Raw genomic sequence first — 13,652 nt, forward strand, 5'->3', positions numbered from 1 at the left:
GCCAGTCGACATCGTTTGGACAGGACGGCCGCCATCGCTGGCAAGCCAGCTCCCACAGGTTTTGGCATGATTCTGAACATTCAGCGCTTGTTGATGACCACCTCCAGATACTCGCTCGGCACCACCAGTGACGTCTCTCCCACCCGGTTCGAGCGGTTCAGCAGATCCGCCAGATCACTCTCCAGCGCCTGCCCGCTTTCCGGCGGCAATGCCGCAAATGCCTTGTGCACCGGCCCGTACCAGTGACGGAAAATGTCGATGAAGTGCGCCGCCGAGCGATAGCGGAAATTGAAGGTGCGGCGGGTGACCTGCAGCAAAAATTCGCGCTCATTGAAGTGGCTGTGCAACCACGCTTCGGTGCCCCAGTTCGACGGCGGCTGGGCCACGGCGGGGGGCGGGACGTGGCGACCGAGCACCTTGAACATCTGGCCGACGAAACCTTCCGGCGTCCAGTTCGCCAGACCGATGCGCCCGCCCCTTCGGCAGACCCGCGCCAGTTCCGCTGCGGCAGTCGCCTGATCCGGGGCAAACATCACGCCAAAGGTCGACAGCACCGCGTCGTAACTCTCGTCGGCGAACGGCAACGCTTCGGCATCGGCGACCTGAAAAATCACATCCAGATGCTCGGCCCGTGCCCGATCCTGTCCCCGCTCCAGCAGCGCCGCGACATAGTCGGTCGAGGTCACCTGACAACCACGTCGCGCCGCCGCCAGAGTCGCATTACCGTTACCGGCGGCGACATCCAGCACTTCCTCATCGCAGTGCAGGTCGCAGGCCTCGGCGAGGTTTTCGCCGACGATCTGCAAGGTGGTACCGATCACCGCGTAATCACCGCTGGCCCAGGCGACTTTCTGGCGCTCTTTCAGACCCGTCAGATCAATGGGAGTACTCATCAATCGTGCTCCGCAGCAGGTAGAAGGACTTCATTCGGCCGTGGTCGGGTCGATGACCGTCATCACCCGCGCCACGCTGTTGGCCGGGAATCCACCCAGCCTGGCGTGCTCGCGCACCTGCTCTTCGTCAGGGGCGATGTAGACGCAATAGATTTTGTCGGCGGTGACGTAACTTTGCAGCCACTGCACCTGTGGCCCGAGTTCACGCAACACCTGGCAGGAGGTTTGCGATACGGCTTGGAGTTCTTGCGGCGACAGCTTTCCGGCCCCTGGAATCTCGCGTTCAATCACGAATTTCGGCATGGCAACCTCGCGTTCTTTTTATCAGTGACAGGGCCGACAGTGGCCCTGCTCATCCACTATCGCGCCGAGGGTCGATGGCGTCCCTGCCAATCGTCCGAAGAGCCGGCAAAACAACGGCCGGGCCGATGAGTGGCGGTTTTTTGTAAAGGCCTCGAGACACTCCGAGATTGCCATTGCGTGGGGCAATCGGCTTTTATGCCTTCCCGTCTTCCGTGAATGGATTCCATCATGTCCCTGCGTCTTGAATGGCTCGTCAATCACCCGCAGCACAGCGACACTTACGCCGCGTGGATCCACCGCCAGTTCGCCTACGAATACGCCGAGCAACCCTTGGCCGAATGGCAACGCGAGTTCGCTGCCGGCCAGAACAATGGCGACTGGTCATGCCTGATTGCGCTGGACGGCGAGCGTCTGCTCGGCGGTGCGGCGCTGGCCCGGGCGGATCTGGCCCTGCGTCCGGATCTCGGCCCTTGGCTGGCGTGCGTGTTTGTCAGCCCGCAAGCTCGTGGCCAGGGGTTGGCAGAGCGGTTGATCGATGGCATCAGCCAGGCGGCGAAACAGCGCGGTTTCGCACGTTTCTATCTGCACACACAGAACAAGCAGGACTACTACGCCAAACGCGGCTGGACAGTGCTGGAGCGCTTTCGCGCCTGGGACAACGAGCAATGGCTCATGGTGCGCGACCTGTGAGCCATTGATATGCGCGGGCGGTGACTGTCGATGCATCTGAGCACTCAGTTCTGGTTGTTACAGCCATCGGCAAATTTGCGGTAATCCAGCACCTGGGTTTTTCCGGCCGAATCCAGGTACGTCATGCGCGCATCGATAATGCCGCAGTTCACCGCGTTGTCCTCGGTCATCGACAGCACTTTCTGGATGTCCAGGTGCGTGCCGTAGGTGTAGGTGTGCGGGCTGACATCGGCTTCGGCCCGGGCCGACAGGGTGCAGATGTTCAGGGCGGCGAACAGGCAGGCGGCGACAACGGTTTTGTGCGTCATGGTGGTTTCCTCAAGGCTTGTATGGGTTGAGCCGAGGCAAGCTGTGTGGGCCTCGATGGAGCCTATTTGAAGCGCTTGAGGTATCGCGTCTGTGTCAGGAAACGGTCGCTATCAATCGCTGTGTATCTCTGCCGCCCGGAGATACACAGCGATACAAAACCCTGAAAAAATCGCGTTTTTGCATGTGTGTGTATCCGCCATTACGCCAGATACACTGCAATACAAACCCGGGCAGGCAAGCCGGCGCAGGCTCGATAGACTGCATGGCATTGCCCTTTGATAGAGGTTCTGCACCGATGGAACATGTCGATCACATCCTTATCGTCGACGACGACCGCGAGATCCGCGAGCTGGTCGGCAATTACCTGAAGAAGAACGGACTGCGCACCACCGTGGTCGCCGATGGCCGGCAGATGCGCAGTTTTCTCGAAGCCAACACCGTCGACCTGATTGTGCTCGACATCATGATGCCCGGCGATGATGGCCTACAGCTGTGCCGCGAACTACGCGTGGGCAAACACAAGGCCACGCCGGTGCTGATGCTCACGGCGCGCAACGATGAAACCGACCGCATCATCGGCCTGGAAATGGGCGCCGACGATTACCTGACCAAGCCGTTCGCCGCCCGCGAACTGTTGGCGCGGATCAACGCGGTGCTGCGGCGCACGCGCATGCTGCCACCGAATCTGGTGGTCACCGAAAGCGGTCGCCTGCTGGCCTTCGGCCGTTGGCAACTCGACACCTCGGCCCGGCATCTGCTGGACAATGACGGCACGCTGGTCGCCCTCAGTGGTGCCGAATACCGCTTGCTGCGGGTGTTCCTCGATCATCCACAACGGGTGCTCAGCCGTGATCAATTGCTCAACCTGACCCAGGGCCGCGAGGCCGATCTGTTCGACCGTTCGATTGATCTGCTGGTCAGCCGTTTGCGCCAGCGCCTGCTCGACGATGCGCGTGAGCCGGCCTACATTAAAACCGTGCGCAGTGAGGGTTATGTGTTCTCGCTGCCGGTGGAGATCCTCGGGGCCTCGGCATGAGCCTCAAGCTGCATTGGCCACGCACCCTGGCTTCGCGGTTGTCGCTGATCTTTCTGATCGGGCTGATCCTGGCCCAGGCCCTGTCGTTTGGCGCGCAGTATTACGAGCGTTTCCAAAGCGCCAGAAGCACCATGCTAAGCAATATGCAAAACGACGTTTCGACGTCGGTTGCCATCCTCGACCGCCTGCCCGCGCAGGAACGCCCCGCCTGGCTGCCACGACTGGCTCGCACCAACTACGATTATCGGTTGAACGACGGCGATCCCGGCGCCCCGCTCGACGCCGAGGAGGTACCGGTGGCCGCGACCTCGATCAGCGGTGCGATCGGCGGCGCCCATCCGCTGTCCTTCAGCCGATTTTCCGCAGAGAAAAAACACTTCCAGGCCCATTTGCGCCTCAGCGACGGCAGCCCGTTGACCATCGATGTGCGTCCGGCCATGCCTCCCCTGTCGCCGTGGCTGCCGGGGGTATTGCTCGGGCAACTGGCGCTGCTGATCGCCTGTACCTGGCTGGCGGTGCGCATTGCCATACGCCCCCTCGCCCGCCTCGCCAATGCCGTGGAATCCCTCGACCCCAACGCGCACCCGGTGATGCTCGACGAACACGGCCCGACCGAAGTGGCCTACGCCGCACGGGCCTTCAACGCGATGCAGGCGCGGATCGCTGCGTATCTGAAGGAGCGCATGCAACTGCTGGCGGCGATTTCCCATGACCTGCAAACCCCGATCACCCGCATGAAATTGCGCGCAGAGTTCATGGACGACTCGGTCGAGAAAGACAAACTGTGGAACGACCTCGGCGAGATGGAGCATCTGGTGCGCGAAGGCGTGGCGTACGCTCGCAGCATCCACGGCTCGACCGAGGAAAGCCGGCGCACCGATCTCGACTCGTTCCTCGACAGCCTGGTGTTCGACTATCAGGACATGGGCAAGGACGTGCAACTGAGCGGCAAGAGCGCGGCGGTGATCGATACCCGTCCCCAGGCCCTGCGCCGGGTGCTGGTGAACCTGACCGACAACGCACTGAAATTCGCCGGTGCCGCGCAGTTGCAGGTCGATATCGACGACGGTCTTTGCATCAAAATCCTCGATCGCGGGCCAGGCATTGCCGAAGCCGAGTTGCAACAGGTCATGCAGCCGTTCTACCGGGTGGAAAACTCGCGCAACCGCAGCACCGGCGGCACCGGCCTGGGCCTGGCCATCGCCCAGCAACTTGCCATGGCCCTCGGCGGATCGCTGACCCTGAGCAACCGCGAGGGCGGAGGCCTGTGCGCCGAACTCAAACTGCCCCTGCGCTGAACCCCATACCAACCCCCTGTGGGAGCGGGCTTGCTCGCGAAAGCGGCATATCAGCCCCTGATGCATCGACTGACACACCGCGTTCGCGAGCAAGTCGAAGCTTCGTACCGCCGCTCCCACATTGGAATTTGCATGGCGCACAAACACTGCATCTTGCCCCAGCCCGGCTAGACTGATTCATTACCCAGTCGAGGGGGATTGCAGGACGACGTCAGCTGTGCCCTGCCCACTTCTGTGACCACCGCCCAGCGGCCCATGCCTCGACAACGTTTTGCCACCGGACGGTGATCCTGTATCAGGAGCACTCGTGATGGACGAAACACGACTCAACGCCTTCATGGGCAAACTGGTCAACGACATGGGCGGCGCCGCGATGCTGGCGAACGTCATCGTTGGCGAAGAACTCGGGCTGTACCGGGCGATGGCCGACAGTCAGCCGATCACCCCGCAAGCCCTCGCCGAAAAAACCACCTGCAACCCGCGTCTGGTACGCGAATGGCTCAGCGCACATGTCGCGTCCGGCTATATGGAGCATCACGATGGCCAGTTTCGGTTGCCGGAAGAGCAGGCGCTGGCACTGGCCGTGGAAGACTCGCCGGTGTACGTCGCCGGCGGGCTCGGTGTGGTGGCCTCGTTTTTCCACGACAAGGACAAACTGGTCAAAGCCATGCGCGGCAATGGCGCCCTGCCCTGGGGCGATCACCATCCGTGCATGTTCAGCGGCACCGAACGCTTCTTTCGCCCCGGCTACAAAGGTCACTTGATCGCTGAATGGCTGCCGGCGCTGGACGGCGTGGTCGCCAAACTCGAAAAAGGCGCCAAAGTCGCCGACATCGGCTGCGGCCACGGCGCGTCGACGGTGATCATGGCCCAGGCGTATCCCAACTCGCGCTTCGTCGGTTTCGATTATCACGCGCCGTCGATCACCGTCGCCACCCAGCGCGCCGAAGAAGGAGGGGTCAGCAGCCGGGCGAAGTTCTTCCAGAACAACGCCAAAAACTACCCCGGCGACGACTATGACCTGATCTGCTACTTCGACTGTCTGCACGACATGGGCGACCCGGTCGGCGCGGCCCGGCATGCATTCAAATCATTGAAGAAGGACGGCACGGTGCTGCTGGTCGAGCCGTTTGCCAATGATGCGCTGGACGACAACATCAACCCGGTCGGACGCCTGTTTTACGCGGCCTCGACCTTTATCTGCACGCCGAATTCGCTGTCCCAGGAAGTTGGCCTGGGGCTGGGTGCGCAGGCCGGTGAAATGCGCTTGCGCAAGGTGTTTACCGAGGCCGGGTTCAAGCATTTTCGCCGGGCGACGCAGACGCCGTTCAATCTGATACTGGAGGCGCGCAAATAAATCACCGCTATCACCGGAGGCGAGGGAGCTTGCTCCCGTCGGATTGCAAAGCAAGCCCAAAAACAGGCCTGCTGCGCAGTCCAGCGGGAGCAAGCTCCCTCGCCACACGGTTAATGCTAACCTGCGGGCATCGTCCTCCCCGGAGTGCTGACCATGCTCGACAGCCCGACCCGCGAACACCTCGACACCTTGCACCAAGTCATGGCCGATGGCGGCTTTGTAGTGCTGACCGGCGCCGGTATCAGCACGCCGTCGGGCATCCCGGATTACCGCGACAGTGAGGGTGTACGCCGGGGCCGGCAGCCGATGATGTATCAGGAATTTCTCGCCGCTCCGGAATCCCGTCGCCGCTACTGGGCGCGGGCCATGCTTGGCTGGCCGCGGGTGCGTCAGGCGCGGCCCAATGCCGCGCATCAAGCACTGGCCGATTTGCAGCGCCGGGGTCTGGTCAGCGCCTTGATCACGCAGAACGTCGACACTCTGCACGATCAGGCTGGCAGTCAGGACGTGATCGAACTGCATGGCAGCCTGCACCGTGTGTTGTGCCTGGATTGCGGCCAGCGCAGCGCGCGTGACGACATTCAGCAGCGGATGGTCGAGCAGAATCCGTATCTGGCCGGGGTCGATGCGGTGCAGGCGCCGGACGGCGATACCCTGCTCGACCCGGCCTTCGAAGCACGTTTTCAGACGCCACAATGCCCGTATTGCGAGGGTGAACGGATGAAACCGGACGTGGTGTTTTTCGGTGAGAACGTGGCGCAGCCGACGGCGGCGCGGGCCATGGCGGCGGCAGAAAATGCTGCGGGATTACTGGTGGTGGGGTCGTCGCTGATGGCGTATTCGGCGTTTCGTCTGTGCCGGGTGATCGCCGATCGGAGCAAGCCGTTGCTGGCGATCAATCTGGGCAAGACTCGCGCCGATGACCTGCTGGATCTGAAGATCGAGGCGTCATGCGAACAGCTGCTGCCGTTGCTGGTGCAACGCTTGACTTCCTGACTCGCGAAATCCCCTGTAGGAGCGAGCCTGCTCGCGATAGCGTCCTTTCAGCCAAGACTTTCCTCGACTGATACCCCGCCTTCGCGAGCAAGCCCGCTCCCACAGGATCAATGTTCGGCTTTGAGGATGTCGAACAGTGCCTGCGCCGCCGCCGACAGCTCATTGCCCGGCTCCGTGAGCACACCAATCGCCCGCTCCACTGAATCATTCAAGGTCAGGCAATGCGCGCCCAGCTCCAGCATCTGCTCGGCGCACAACGCTGGCACCGCACTCACCCCCAGGCCACTGGCGACCATGCGCCCGACGGTTGCCAGTTGATGACTCTCGAATTCCACCGGCAGCTTCAGACCCCGGGCCTGCAAGTGTTCTTCGAGCATCACCCGCACTGTCGACGGCCGTTGCAGGGTGATGAACGGTTCCTGCAGCAAGGTCTGCCAGTCGATTTCGCCAAGCCCGGCCAGCGCTGAATCCTGTGGCACCACGGCGACAAAGCGGTCGATGTACAACGGAGTGAAGGTCAGGGAGGTGTTCTGCATCGGTTCGAACGCGACACCCAGCTCAACGTGGCGGTCGCGAACCATTTCCAGCACTTGCTCGTTGATCACGTCGTTGACCGTGACATTGACGTTCGGATAGCGCGCGCGAAAGGTCTTGAGGATCGGCGGCAGCAGGTTGCCGGCAAACGACGGCATCGCCGCCAGCGTCACCCGCCCGCGTTGCAGGCTGAAGCGCTGACGCATTTCGTCTTCGGCGTTGTCCCAGTCGGCAATCAGACGCCGGGCCAGCGGCAGCAGCGATTCGCCCTCGGCGGTCAGCGCCACATTGCGCGTGTTGCGACTGAACAACCGCCCGCCCAGCCCCTCTTCCAGCGCCTTGATGGTCAGGCTCAGGGCCGATTGCGACAAGTGCAGACGCTCGCAGGCCACGGCGAAGCTCAGGCTCTGAGCCACAGCGAGGAAAGCACGGATCTGTTTGATGGTCATGAGCGCTATGCTTCCGTATCTGCAATCAGCCAATTGTTTAACTTTATCAATCAATCAACCTTAAAAATCAACTTAACAAATATATTCTCCAGCGAGACACTCCAGTCATTCGGCTAGCCAGCCGCCCGACCAACAATAAAAGAGGTGCATATGGCAGGTTTCGACAAGCGCGTGAGTTCCTACGAGGAAGCTCTGGCCGGTCTTGAAGACGGCATGACCGTGATCGCCGGCGGCTTCGGCCTGTGCGGCATCCCGGAAAACCTGATCGCCGAGATCAAACGCAAGGGCACGCGCGACCTCACTGTGGTCTCCAACAACTGCGGCGTCGACGGTTTCGGTCTCGGTGTACTGTTGACCGACCGCCAGATCAGCAAGGTGATCGCCTCTTACGTCGGCGAAAACAAACTGTTCGAAGAGCAATTGCTCAAGGGCGACATCGAAGTCATCCTGACCCCGCAAGGCACCCTCGCCGAGAAAATGCGTGCAGGCGGCGCCGGCATCCCGGCCTTCTTCACCGCCACCGGCGTCGGCACCCCGGTCGCCGAAGGCAAGGAAGTGCGTGAATTCAAAGGGCGCAAGTACCTGATGGAAGAGTCCATCACCGGCGACTTCGCCATCGTCAAAGGCTGGAAAGCCGACCATTTCGGTAACGTCGTCTACCGTCACACCGCGCAGAACTTCAACCCGCTGGCGGCCACCGCCGGCAAGATCACCGTGGTCGAAGTCGAAGAAATCGTCGAGCCCGGCGAGCTGGATCCGTCGCAGATCCACACCCCCGGCATCTACGTCGACCGGGTCATTTGCGGCACGTTCGAAAAGCGCATCGAACAGCGCACCATCCGCAAATAATCCAGGCTGACGGAGAATAAAAACATGGCACTTACCCGCGAACAAATGGCTCAGCGCGTCGCCCGCGAAATGCAGGACGGCTACTACGTGAACCTCGGCATCGGCATTCCGACCCTGGTCGCCAACTACATTCCCGACGGCATGGAAGTCATGCTGCAATCGGAAAACGGCCTGCTCGGCATGGGCCCGTTTCCGACGGAAGACACCATCGATGCCGACATGATCAACGCCGGCAAACAGACCGTGACCGCGCGCATCGGCGCATCGATTTTCAACTCCGCCGAATCCTTCGCGATGATCCGCGGCGGGCATGTCGACCTGACCGTGCTGGGCGCGTTCGAAGTCGACGTTGAAGGCAACATCGCCTCGTGGATGATTCCCGGCAAACTGGTCAAGGGCATGGGCGGTGCGATGGATCTGGTGGCCGGTGCCGACAACATCATCGTGATCATGACCCACGCCTCCAAGGACGGTGAGTCCAAACTGTTGGCCAAGTGCAGCCTGCCGCTGACCGGCGCCGGCTGCATCAAGCGCGTGCTGACCGACCTCGCCTACCTGGAAATCGAAAATGGCGCTTTTGTCCTCAAGGAACGCGCACCTGGCGTCAGCGTCGAGGAAATCGTCGCCAAAACCGCTGGTAAACTGATCGTCCCGGATCACGTACCGGAAATGCAGTTCGCTGCCCAGTGAGGAATTCGAAAATGCAAGACGTCGTAATTGTTGCCGCCACCCGCACCGCGATCGGCAGTTTCCAGGGTTCGCTGGCCAGCGTGTCCGCCGTGGATCTGGGCGCTGCGGTAATTCGCCAGTTGCTGGAACAAACCGGTCTGGACGGTGCGCAGGTCGATGAAGTGATCATGGGCCAGGTGCTGACCGCTGGCGCTGGCCAGAACCCGGCGCGTCAGGCCGCGATCAAGGCCGGCCTGCCCCACGCCGTGCCGGCCATGACCCTGAACAAGGTCTGCGGCTCGGGCCTGAAAGCCCTGCACCTGGGCGCGCAAGCGATCCGTTGCGGCGACGCCGAGGTGATCATCGCCGGCGGTCAGGAGAACATGAGCCTTTCCAACTACGTGATGCCGGGCGCACGCACCGGTCTGCGCATGGGTCACGCGCAAATCGTCGACACCATGATCAGCGATGGTCTGTGGGATGCGTTCAACGATTACCACATGGGCATCACTGCCGAGAATCTGGTCGATAAATATGAGATCAGCCGCGAACAGCAGGACGCCTTCGCCGCCGCTTCGCAGCGCAAAGCCGCTGCGGCCATTGAGGCCGGACGCTTTGTCGATGAGATCACCCCGATTCTGATCCCGCAGCGCAAAGGTGACCCGGTGGCGTTCAAGGTCGACGAACAACCACGCGGCGACACCACCGCCGAATCGCTGGCGAAACTGCGTCCGGCGTTCAAGAAGGACGGCAGCGTCACCGCCGGTAATGCTTCGTCGCTGAACGATGGCGCCGCTGCAGTCATCCTGATGAGCGCCGAAAAGGCCAAGGCCCTGGGCCTGCCGGTGCTGGCAAAAATCGCCGCATATGCCAATGCGGGTGTGGACCCGGCGATCATGGGCATCGGCCCGGTCTCGGCCACCCGTCGCTGCCTGGACAAGGCGGGCTGGAACATCGGCCAACTGGACCTGATCGAAGCCAACGAAGCCTTCGCTGCACAATCGCTGGCAGTGGCCAAGGATCTGCAATGGGATCTGGACAAGGTCAACGTCAACGGCGGCGCCATCGCCCTCGGTCACCCGATCGGTGCATCGGGCTGCCGCGTGCTGGTGACGCTGCTGCACGAAATGATCAAGCGTGATGCGAAAAAAGGTCTGGCGACCCTGTGCATCGGCGGCGGTCAGGGTGTGGCGCTGGCGCTGGAGCGCGCTTAACCCAAAGGAGCAATACAGGCGGCGGACGGATCCACGACATCCGCTCGCTGCCTGGTTTCATCGCTTTTGTGGCGAGGGGATTTATCCCCGATGGGATGCGCAGCAGCCCCAGTTTTTATTGCCTCGACACACATCTTTGCCAGCGCTTCGCACTGGATCGGGGATAAATCCCCTCGCCACAGGGTGCTTTGAAAATCACACCACCATCTGCAGAATCAACCAGGCATTCGCCCCACTGATCACCGCAAACAAGCCCCACGCCAGCACCCGGGTCGGCAGCCGGTTCACAAACGGCCCCATCAGTTGCTTGTCGCTGGTCATGCGGATCAGCGGGTACAGCGCAAACGGCAGCTGCAGGCTCAACACCACCTGACTCAGCACCAGCAATTTGCCCACCGCGTTATCGCCCATCAGCCACACGCCGAGGAACGCCGGGATCAGTGCCAGTCCGCGAGTGATCAAACGCCGCTGCCAGCAGGGAATCCGCAGGTTCAGATAACCCTCCATGATCACCTGTCCGGCGATGGTCCCGGTGAACGTCGAGCTCTGCCCCGACGCCAGCAACGCCACGCCGAACAGCACACTGGCCAGCGCGCCGCCGACCAGCGGGTCGAGCAGATGGTAGGCGTCCTGAATGTCGACCACGTCGGTATGCCCGGACTGGTGAAACGCAGCCGCCGCCAGAATCAGGATCGCCGCGTTGACCAGCAGCGCCAGCGCCAGCGAGCCGATAGTGTCGATGCGCGCCAGGTTGACCGCGTCCTGCTTGCTGGCCAGGTCCCTGCCGATCATCCGTGTCTGCACGATCGAAGTGTGCAGGTAGAGGTTATGCGGCATCACCGTCGCGCCGAGAATACCGATCGCCAGATACAGCGGTGCGGCATCGCTGATCGCCGAGAGCGACGGTTTGAAACCGGCGAACACATCCGGCCAGTAGGGTTTGATCAGCACCAGTTCAACGAAGAAACACACGCCGATGGTCGCCACCAGCACCAGCATGATCGCCTCCAGCCGACGGAAGCCACGGTTCTGCAAGGCCAGCACCAGCAGCGTGTCGAAGGCGGTCAGGGCAATACCGAAGGTCAGCGAACAGCCAAGCAACAAGTGAAACGCCAGGGCGCAGCCGAGCACTTCGGCCAGATCAGTGGCGATGATCGAAATTTCCGCCAGCACCCATTGCAGGCGTGCGGTCGGGGTGCTGTAGCGCTCGCGGGACAATTGCGCCAGATCGCGGCCGGTGGCGATGCCCAGCCGCGAGCACAGGCATTGCACGACCATCCCCGCCAGGCTCGCCAGCAACACCACAAACAGCAGGCTGTAACCAAAACGCGAACCGGCCTCGATCGCGGTCGCCCAGTTGCCCGGGTCCATGTAGCCGATCGACACCAGCAAGCCCGGACCGGCAAAACGCAGCACGCGTTTGAAGAACGAAGCGCTCGGATCCACCGCGACGCTGCCGGCCACTTCCGGCGGGCAGAACGGCGCGGTGGCTATTTTGGGTAAGCTGAATTTCACGCACACATCCAGAAACAAGTTCGAAAGACGCAGCTTAGAGGTTTCAGTCAGCGCCTTGAAGAACAAAAACTCTATCGGCTCATGCCCAACAGTTGCTCACGCAGTTCGGGATTGCGCGTACGCGGATCCAGCCAGATATCGAAAAACGCCCGGGCAAATTGCGGATCATCGATTTCATGCTGCAACTGCTGACCGATAAAAAACCGCGCACCCTGCCCCGGCAGATACACGCCCGTAATCCGCGTGCCGGCCTGCACATCGACGAACGATTGCTGCATTTGCTCTTGCCACCTGGACAGTTGTGCGGGACTGACGCTCGAGCCTGCCAGCCGTTTGATTTCATCGACACTGGCCTGCACCAGATCGTCACGGGAGATCTTGCGCCGATAGATCAGCTCCAGAGCGAAGGGCTGCTCGGTGGACAACGGGCGTGCCGCGCTCCACAACCGGGCGTTGTAGACGTCAAAGCCGAACACACTGAAATCACCGGTGCCGATGATTTGCGCGCCGGGCACGGCGTCCTGCCAATTGGCCCAGGTCGGCGTCAGCAACAACGCCCACAAGCCGATGCCACAGCACCCACGCAGCAACTTCGATGGTTTGCTCATCGCGGCATCGACTCCGTTAAAACCTGATCTTCAGAGCATAGCGGATATCACTCGCAGACTTTGTATACAAAAATTGTCGATCAATGCAGCAATCGGTTACATTGGCCGTTCCATCCCCGGAGGCCTCCCGCGTGCTGATCCTCAAATTACTGCTGATCCCCGCTTTTCTGCTGCTGATTTCTCTCGCCGGCAAGCGCTGGGGACCAAGCGTCGCCGGTTGGCTGTCGGGGCTGCCGGTGGTGGTCGGGCCGATTCTGTTTTTCCTCGCCATCGAACAGGGGCCGCAGTTTGCTGCGCAATCGGCGGTGGCGGCGCTGTCGGCGATGTTCGCCATGATCGCGTTCTGCATCACCTACGCGCAGGTGGCGCAGCGGGCGAACTGGCCGTTGGCGCTGACGGCGTCACTGTCGGTGTGGGCGGTACTGGCGCTGGTGTTGTCGCTGATTCCGTCGTCACTGACGTTCTCGGTCGCTGCGGCGGCGATTGCCCTGCTCGCCGCGCCGTACCTGTTTCCCGACGTGCAGCCGGTGCTGAGCGGCCCGGCACCGAAGTCGGACAAACTGCTCTGGCGGATGATTGCCGGCGCGGCGCTGACGCTACTGGTGACCATGCTTGCGAGTACCGTGGGCGAGCGCTGGAGCGGCCTGCTCGCGGTGTTCCCGGTGCTCGGCAGTGTGATGGCGGTGTTCTCTCAGCAGACTCGCGGCCCGGCGTTTACCGCGGCATTGCTGCGGGCGACGGCGACCGGCATGTACTCGTTTTCGGCGTTTTGCCTGGTGACGGCGCTGACCCTGCCGAGTCTCGGCCTCAGCGGATTCATCACCGGTGTCGCGGTGTCGGTGGCCATGCTCGGGGTCACCCGCAAACTGCTGGCCCGACCGACTCCCGCCAAAAGCCCACAACCTCAAGGCTGACGCAAACGCCTGAAAAAC

15 protein-coding genes are annotated in these 13,652 nt (G+C 61.9%); 9 read left to right on the forward strand and 6 right to left on the reverse strand.

What is annotated here, in order from left to right:
- Positions 1 to 80 precede the first annotated feature (80 nt).
- Positions 81 to 893, reverse strand: coding sequence for a class I SAM-dependent methyltransferase (locus ACOYXG_RS16275; protein WP_414888425.1), 813 nt, complete (start codon positions 891 to 893; stop codon positions 81 to 83).
- 30 nt (positions 894 to 923) lie between these two features.
- Complete coding sequence (locus ACOYXG_RS16280) at positions 924 to 1,196, reverse strand: DUF4242 domain-containing protein (RefSeq protein ID WP_007962415.1); 273 nt, start codon at positions 1,194 to 1,196, stop codon at positions 924 to 926.
- Between the two features lie 228 nt (positions 1,197 to 1,424).
- Between ACOYXG_RS16280 and ACOYXG_RS16285 the strand changes: the two genes are divergently transcribed.
- Positions 1,425 to 1,886, forward strand: a complete 462-nt coding sequence (locus tag ACOYXG_RS16285; RefSeq protein ID WP_460352803.1) for a GNAT family N-acetyltransferase — start codon at positions 1,425 to 1,427, stop codon at positions 1,884 to 1,886.
- A 44-nt stretch (positions 1,887 to 1,930) separates the two neighbouring features.
- On the opposite strand, the gene ACOYXG_RS16290 is transcribed toward ACOYXG_RS16285, so the two are convergent.
- Positions 1,931 to 2,194: a DUF2790 domain-containing protein gene (locus tag ACOYXG_RS16290; RefSeq protein WP_027611659.1), complete on the reverse strand. Its 264-nt coding sequence runs from the start codon at positions 2,192 to 2,194 to the stop codon at positions 1,931 to 1,933.
- A gap of 296 nt (positions 2,195 to 2,490) precedes the next feature.
- On the opposite strand from ACOYXG_RS16290, the gene ACOYXG_RS16295 reads away from it, so the two are divergent.
- The 4 genes from ACOYXG_RS16295 to ACOYXG_RS16310 all read left to right on the forward strand — a co-directional run bounded on the left by ACOYXG_RS16295 (position 2,491) and on the right by ACOYXG_RS16310 (position 6,882).
- On the forward strand, positions 2,491 to 3,231 hold the full coding sequence (locus ACOYXG_RS16295; RefSeq protein ID WP_027611658.1) for a response regulator: 741 nt from the start codon (positions 2,491 to 2,493) through the stop codon (positions 3,229 to 3,231).
- On the forward strand, positions 3,228 to 4,529 hold the full coding sequence (locus ACOYXG_RS16300; RefSeq protein ID WP_150369006.1) for an ATP-binding protein: 1,302 nt from the start codon (positions 3,228 to 3,230) through the stop codon (positions 4,527 to 4,529). Before ACOYXG_RS16295 ends, ACOYXG_RS16300 begins: the two co-directional genes overlap by 4 nt.
- A gap of 310 nt (positions 4,530 to 4,839) precedes the next feature.
- A complete protein-coding gene (locus ACOYXG_RS16305) occupies positions 4,840 to 5,886 on the forward strand; it encodes a class I SAM-dependent methyltransferase (RefSeq protein WP_460352807.1) in 1,047 nt (348 codons plus the stop codon).
- 153 nt (positions 5,887 to 6,039) lie between these two features.
- Positions 6,040 to 6,882: an NAD-dependent protein deacetylase gene (locus tag ACOYXG_RS16310; protein ID WP_460352809.1), complete on the forward strand. Its 843-nt coding sequence runs from the start codon at positions 6,040 to 6,042 to the stop codon at positions 6,880 to 6,882.
- A gap of 107 nt (positions 6,883 to 6,989) precedes the next feature.
- Here the strand turns inward: ACOYXG_RS16310 and ACOYXG_RS16315 are convergent, their stop codons facing one another.
- Entirely contained in the window at positions 6,990 to 7,865 is an 876-nt protein-coding gene (locus tag ACOYXG_RS16315; protein WP_097088825.1) for a LysR family transcriptional regulator, read from the reverse strand.
- 150 nt (positions 7,866 to 8,015) lie between these two features.
- Between ACOYXG_RS16315 and ACOYXG_RS16320 the strand changes: the two genes are divergently transcribed.
- Genes ACOYXG_RS16320 through ACOYXG_RS16330 form a run of 3 tightly spaced genes read left to right on the forward strand, consistent with a single transcriptional unit; the run spans position 8,016 to position 10,597 of the window.
- Positions 8,016 to 8,714: a CoA transferase subunit A gene (locus ACOYXG_RS16320; protein ID WP_007919568.1), complete on the forward strand. Its 699-nt coding sequence runs from the start codon at positions 8,016 to 8,018 to the stop codon at positions 8,712 to 8,714.
- Positions 8,715 to 8,738: 24 nt separating this feature from the next.
- A complete protein-coding gene (locus ACOYXG_RS16325; protein ID WP_096796497.1) occupies positions 8,739 to 9,404 on the forward strand; it encodes a CoA transferase subunit B in 666 nt (221 codons plus the stop codon).
- Between the two features lie 11 nt (positions 9,405 to 9,415).
- Positions 9,416 to 10,597 (forward strand): acetyl-CoA C-acetyltransferase, encoded by a 1,182-nt coding sequence (locus tag ACOYXG_RS16330; protein ID WP_027611652.1) that lies wholly within the window; start codon positions 9,416 to 9,418, stop codon positions 10,595 to 10,597.
- A 195-nt stretch (positions 10,598 to 10,792) separates the two neighbouring features.
- On the opposite strand, the gene ACOYXG_RS16335 is transcribed toward ACOYXG_RS16330, so the two are convergent.
- Together ACOYXG_RS16335 and ACOYXG_RS16340 are read right to left on the reverse strand one after the other, a co-directional pair.
- Complete coding sequence (locus tag ACOYXG_RS16335; RefSeq protein WP_336838778.1) at positions 10,793 to 12,112, reverse strand: Nramp family divalent metal transporter; 1,320 nt, start codon at positions 12,110 to 12,112, stop codon at positions 10,793 to 10,795.
- 71 nt (positions 12,113 to 12,183) lie between these two features.
- Positions 12,184 to 12,720 (reverse strand): chalcone isomerase family protein, encoded by a 537-nt coding sequence (locus tag ACOYXG_RS16340; protein WP_097088823.1) that lies wholly within the window; start codon positions 12,718 to 12,720, stop codon positions 12,184 to 12,186.
- A 131-nt stretch (positions 12,721 to 12,851) separates the two neighbouring features.
- Between ACOYXG_RS16340 and ACOYXG_RS16345 the strand changes: the two genes are divergently transcribed.
- Positions 12,852 to 13,634 carry a hypothetical protein gene (locus ACOYXG_RS16345; RefSeq protein WP_097088822.1) on the forward strand — a complete coding sequence of 261 codons (783 nt, stop codon included), beginning with the start codon at positions 12,852 to 12,854 and terminating at the stop codon, positions 13,632 to 13,634.
- The last annotated feature ends 18 nt before the right edge of the window (positions 13,635 to 13,652 follow it).

It is taken from the genome of Pseudomonas sp. G3-39 (assembly GCF_054790485.1).

Coding starts and splice junctions, on each gene's coding strand:
- ACOYXG_RS16315 (WP_097088825.1), bottom strand. CDS start 7,865: ATGACCATCAAACAGATCCGTGCTTTCCTCGCTGTGGCTCAGAGCCTG.
- ACOYXG_RS16295 (WP_027611658.1), top strand. CDS start 2,491: ATGGAACATGTCGATCACATCCTTATCGTCGACGACGACCGCGAGATC.
- ACOYXG_RS16285 (WP_460352803.1), top strand. CDS start 1,425: ATGTCCCTGCGTCTTGAATGGCTCGTCAATCACCCGCAGCACAGCGAC.
- ACOYXG_RS16305 (WP_460352807.1), top strand. CDS start 4,840: ATGGACGAAACACGACTCAACGCCTTCATGGGCAAACTGGTCAACGAC.
- ACOYXG_RS16325 (WP_096796497.1), top strand. CDS start 8,739: ATGGCACTTACCCGCGAACAAATGGCTCAGCGCGTCGCCCGCGAAATG.
- ACOYXG_RS16275 (WP_414888425.1), bottom strand. CDS start 893: ATGAGTACTCCCATTGATCTGACGGGTCTGAAAGAGCGCCAGAAAGTC.
- ACOYXG_RS16310 (WP_460352809.1), top strand. CDS start 6,040: ATGCTCGACAGCCCGACCCGCGAACACCTCGACACCTTGCACCAAGTC.
- ACOYXG_RS16330 (WP_027611652.1), top strand. CDS start 9,416: ATGCAAGACGTCGTAATTGTTGCCGCCACCCGCACCGCGATCGGCAGT.
- ACOYXG_RS16280 (WP_007962415.1), bottom strand. CDS start 1,196: ATGCCGAAATTCGTGATTGAACGCGAGATTCCAGGGGCCGGAAAGCTG.
- ACOYXG_RS16340 (WP_097088823.1), bottom strand. CDS start 12,720: ATGAGCAAACCATCGAAGTTGCTGCGTGGGTGCTGTGGCATCGGCTTG.
- ACOYXG_RS16320 (WP_007919568.1), top strand. CDS start 8,016: ATGGCAGGTTTCGACAAGCGCGTGAGTTCCTACGAGGAAGCTCTGGCC.
- ACOYXG_RS16290 (WP_027611659.1), bottom strand. CDS start 2,194: ATGACGCACAAAACCGTTGTCGCCGCCTGCCTGTTCGCCGCCCTGAAC.
- ACOYXG_RS16300 (WP_150369006.1), top strand. CDS start 3,228: ATGAGCCTCAAGCTGCATTGGCCACGCACCCTGGCTTCGCGGTTGTCG.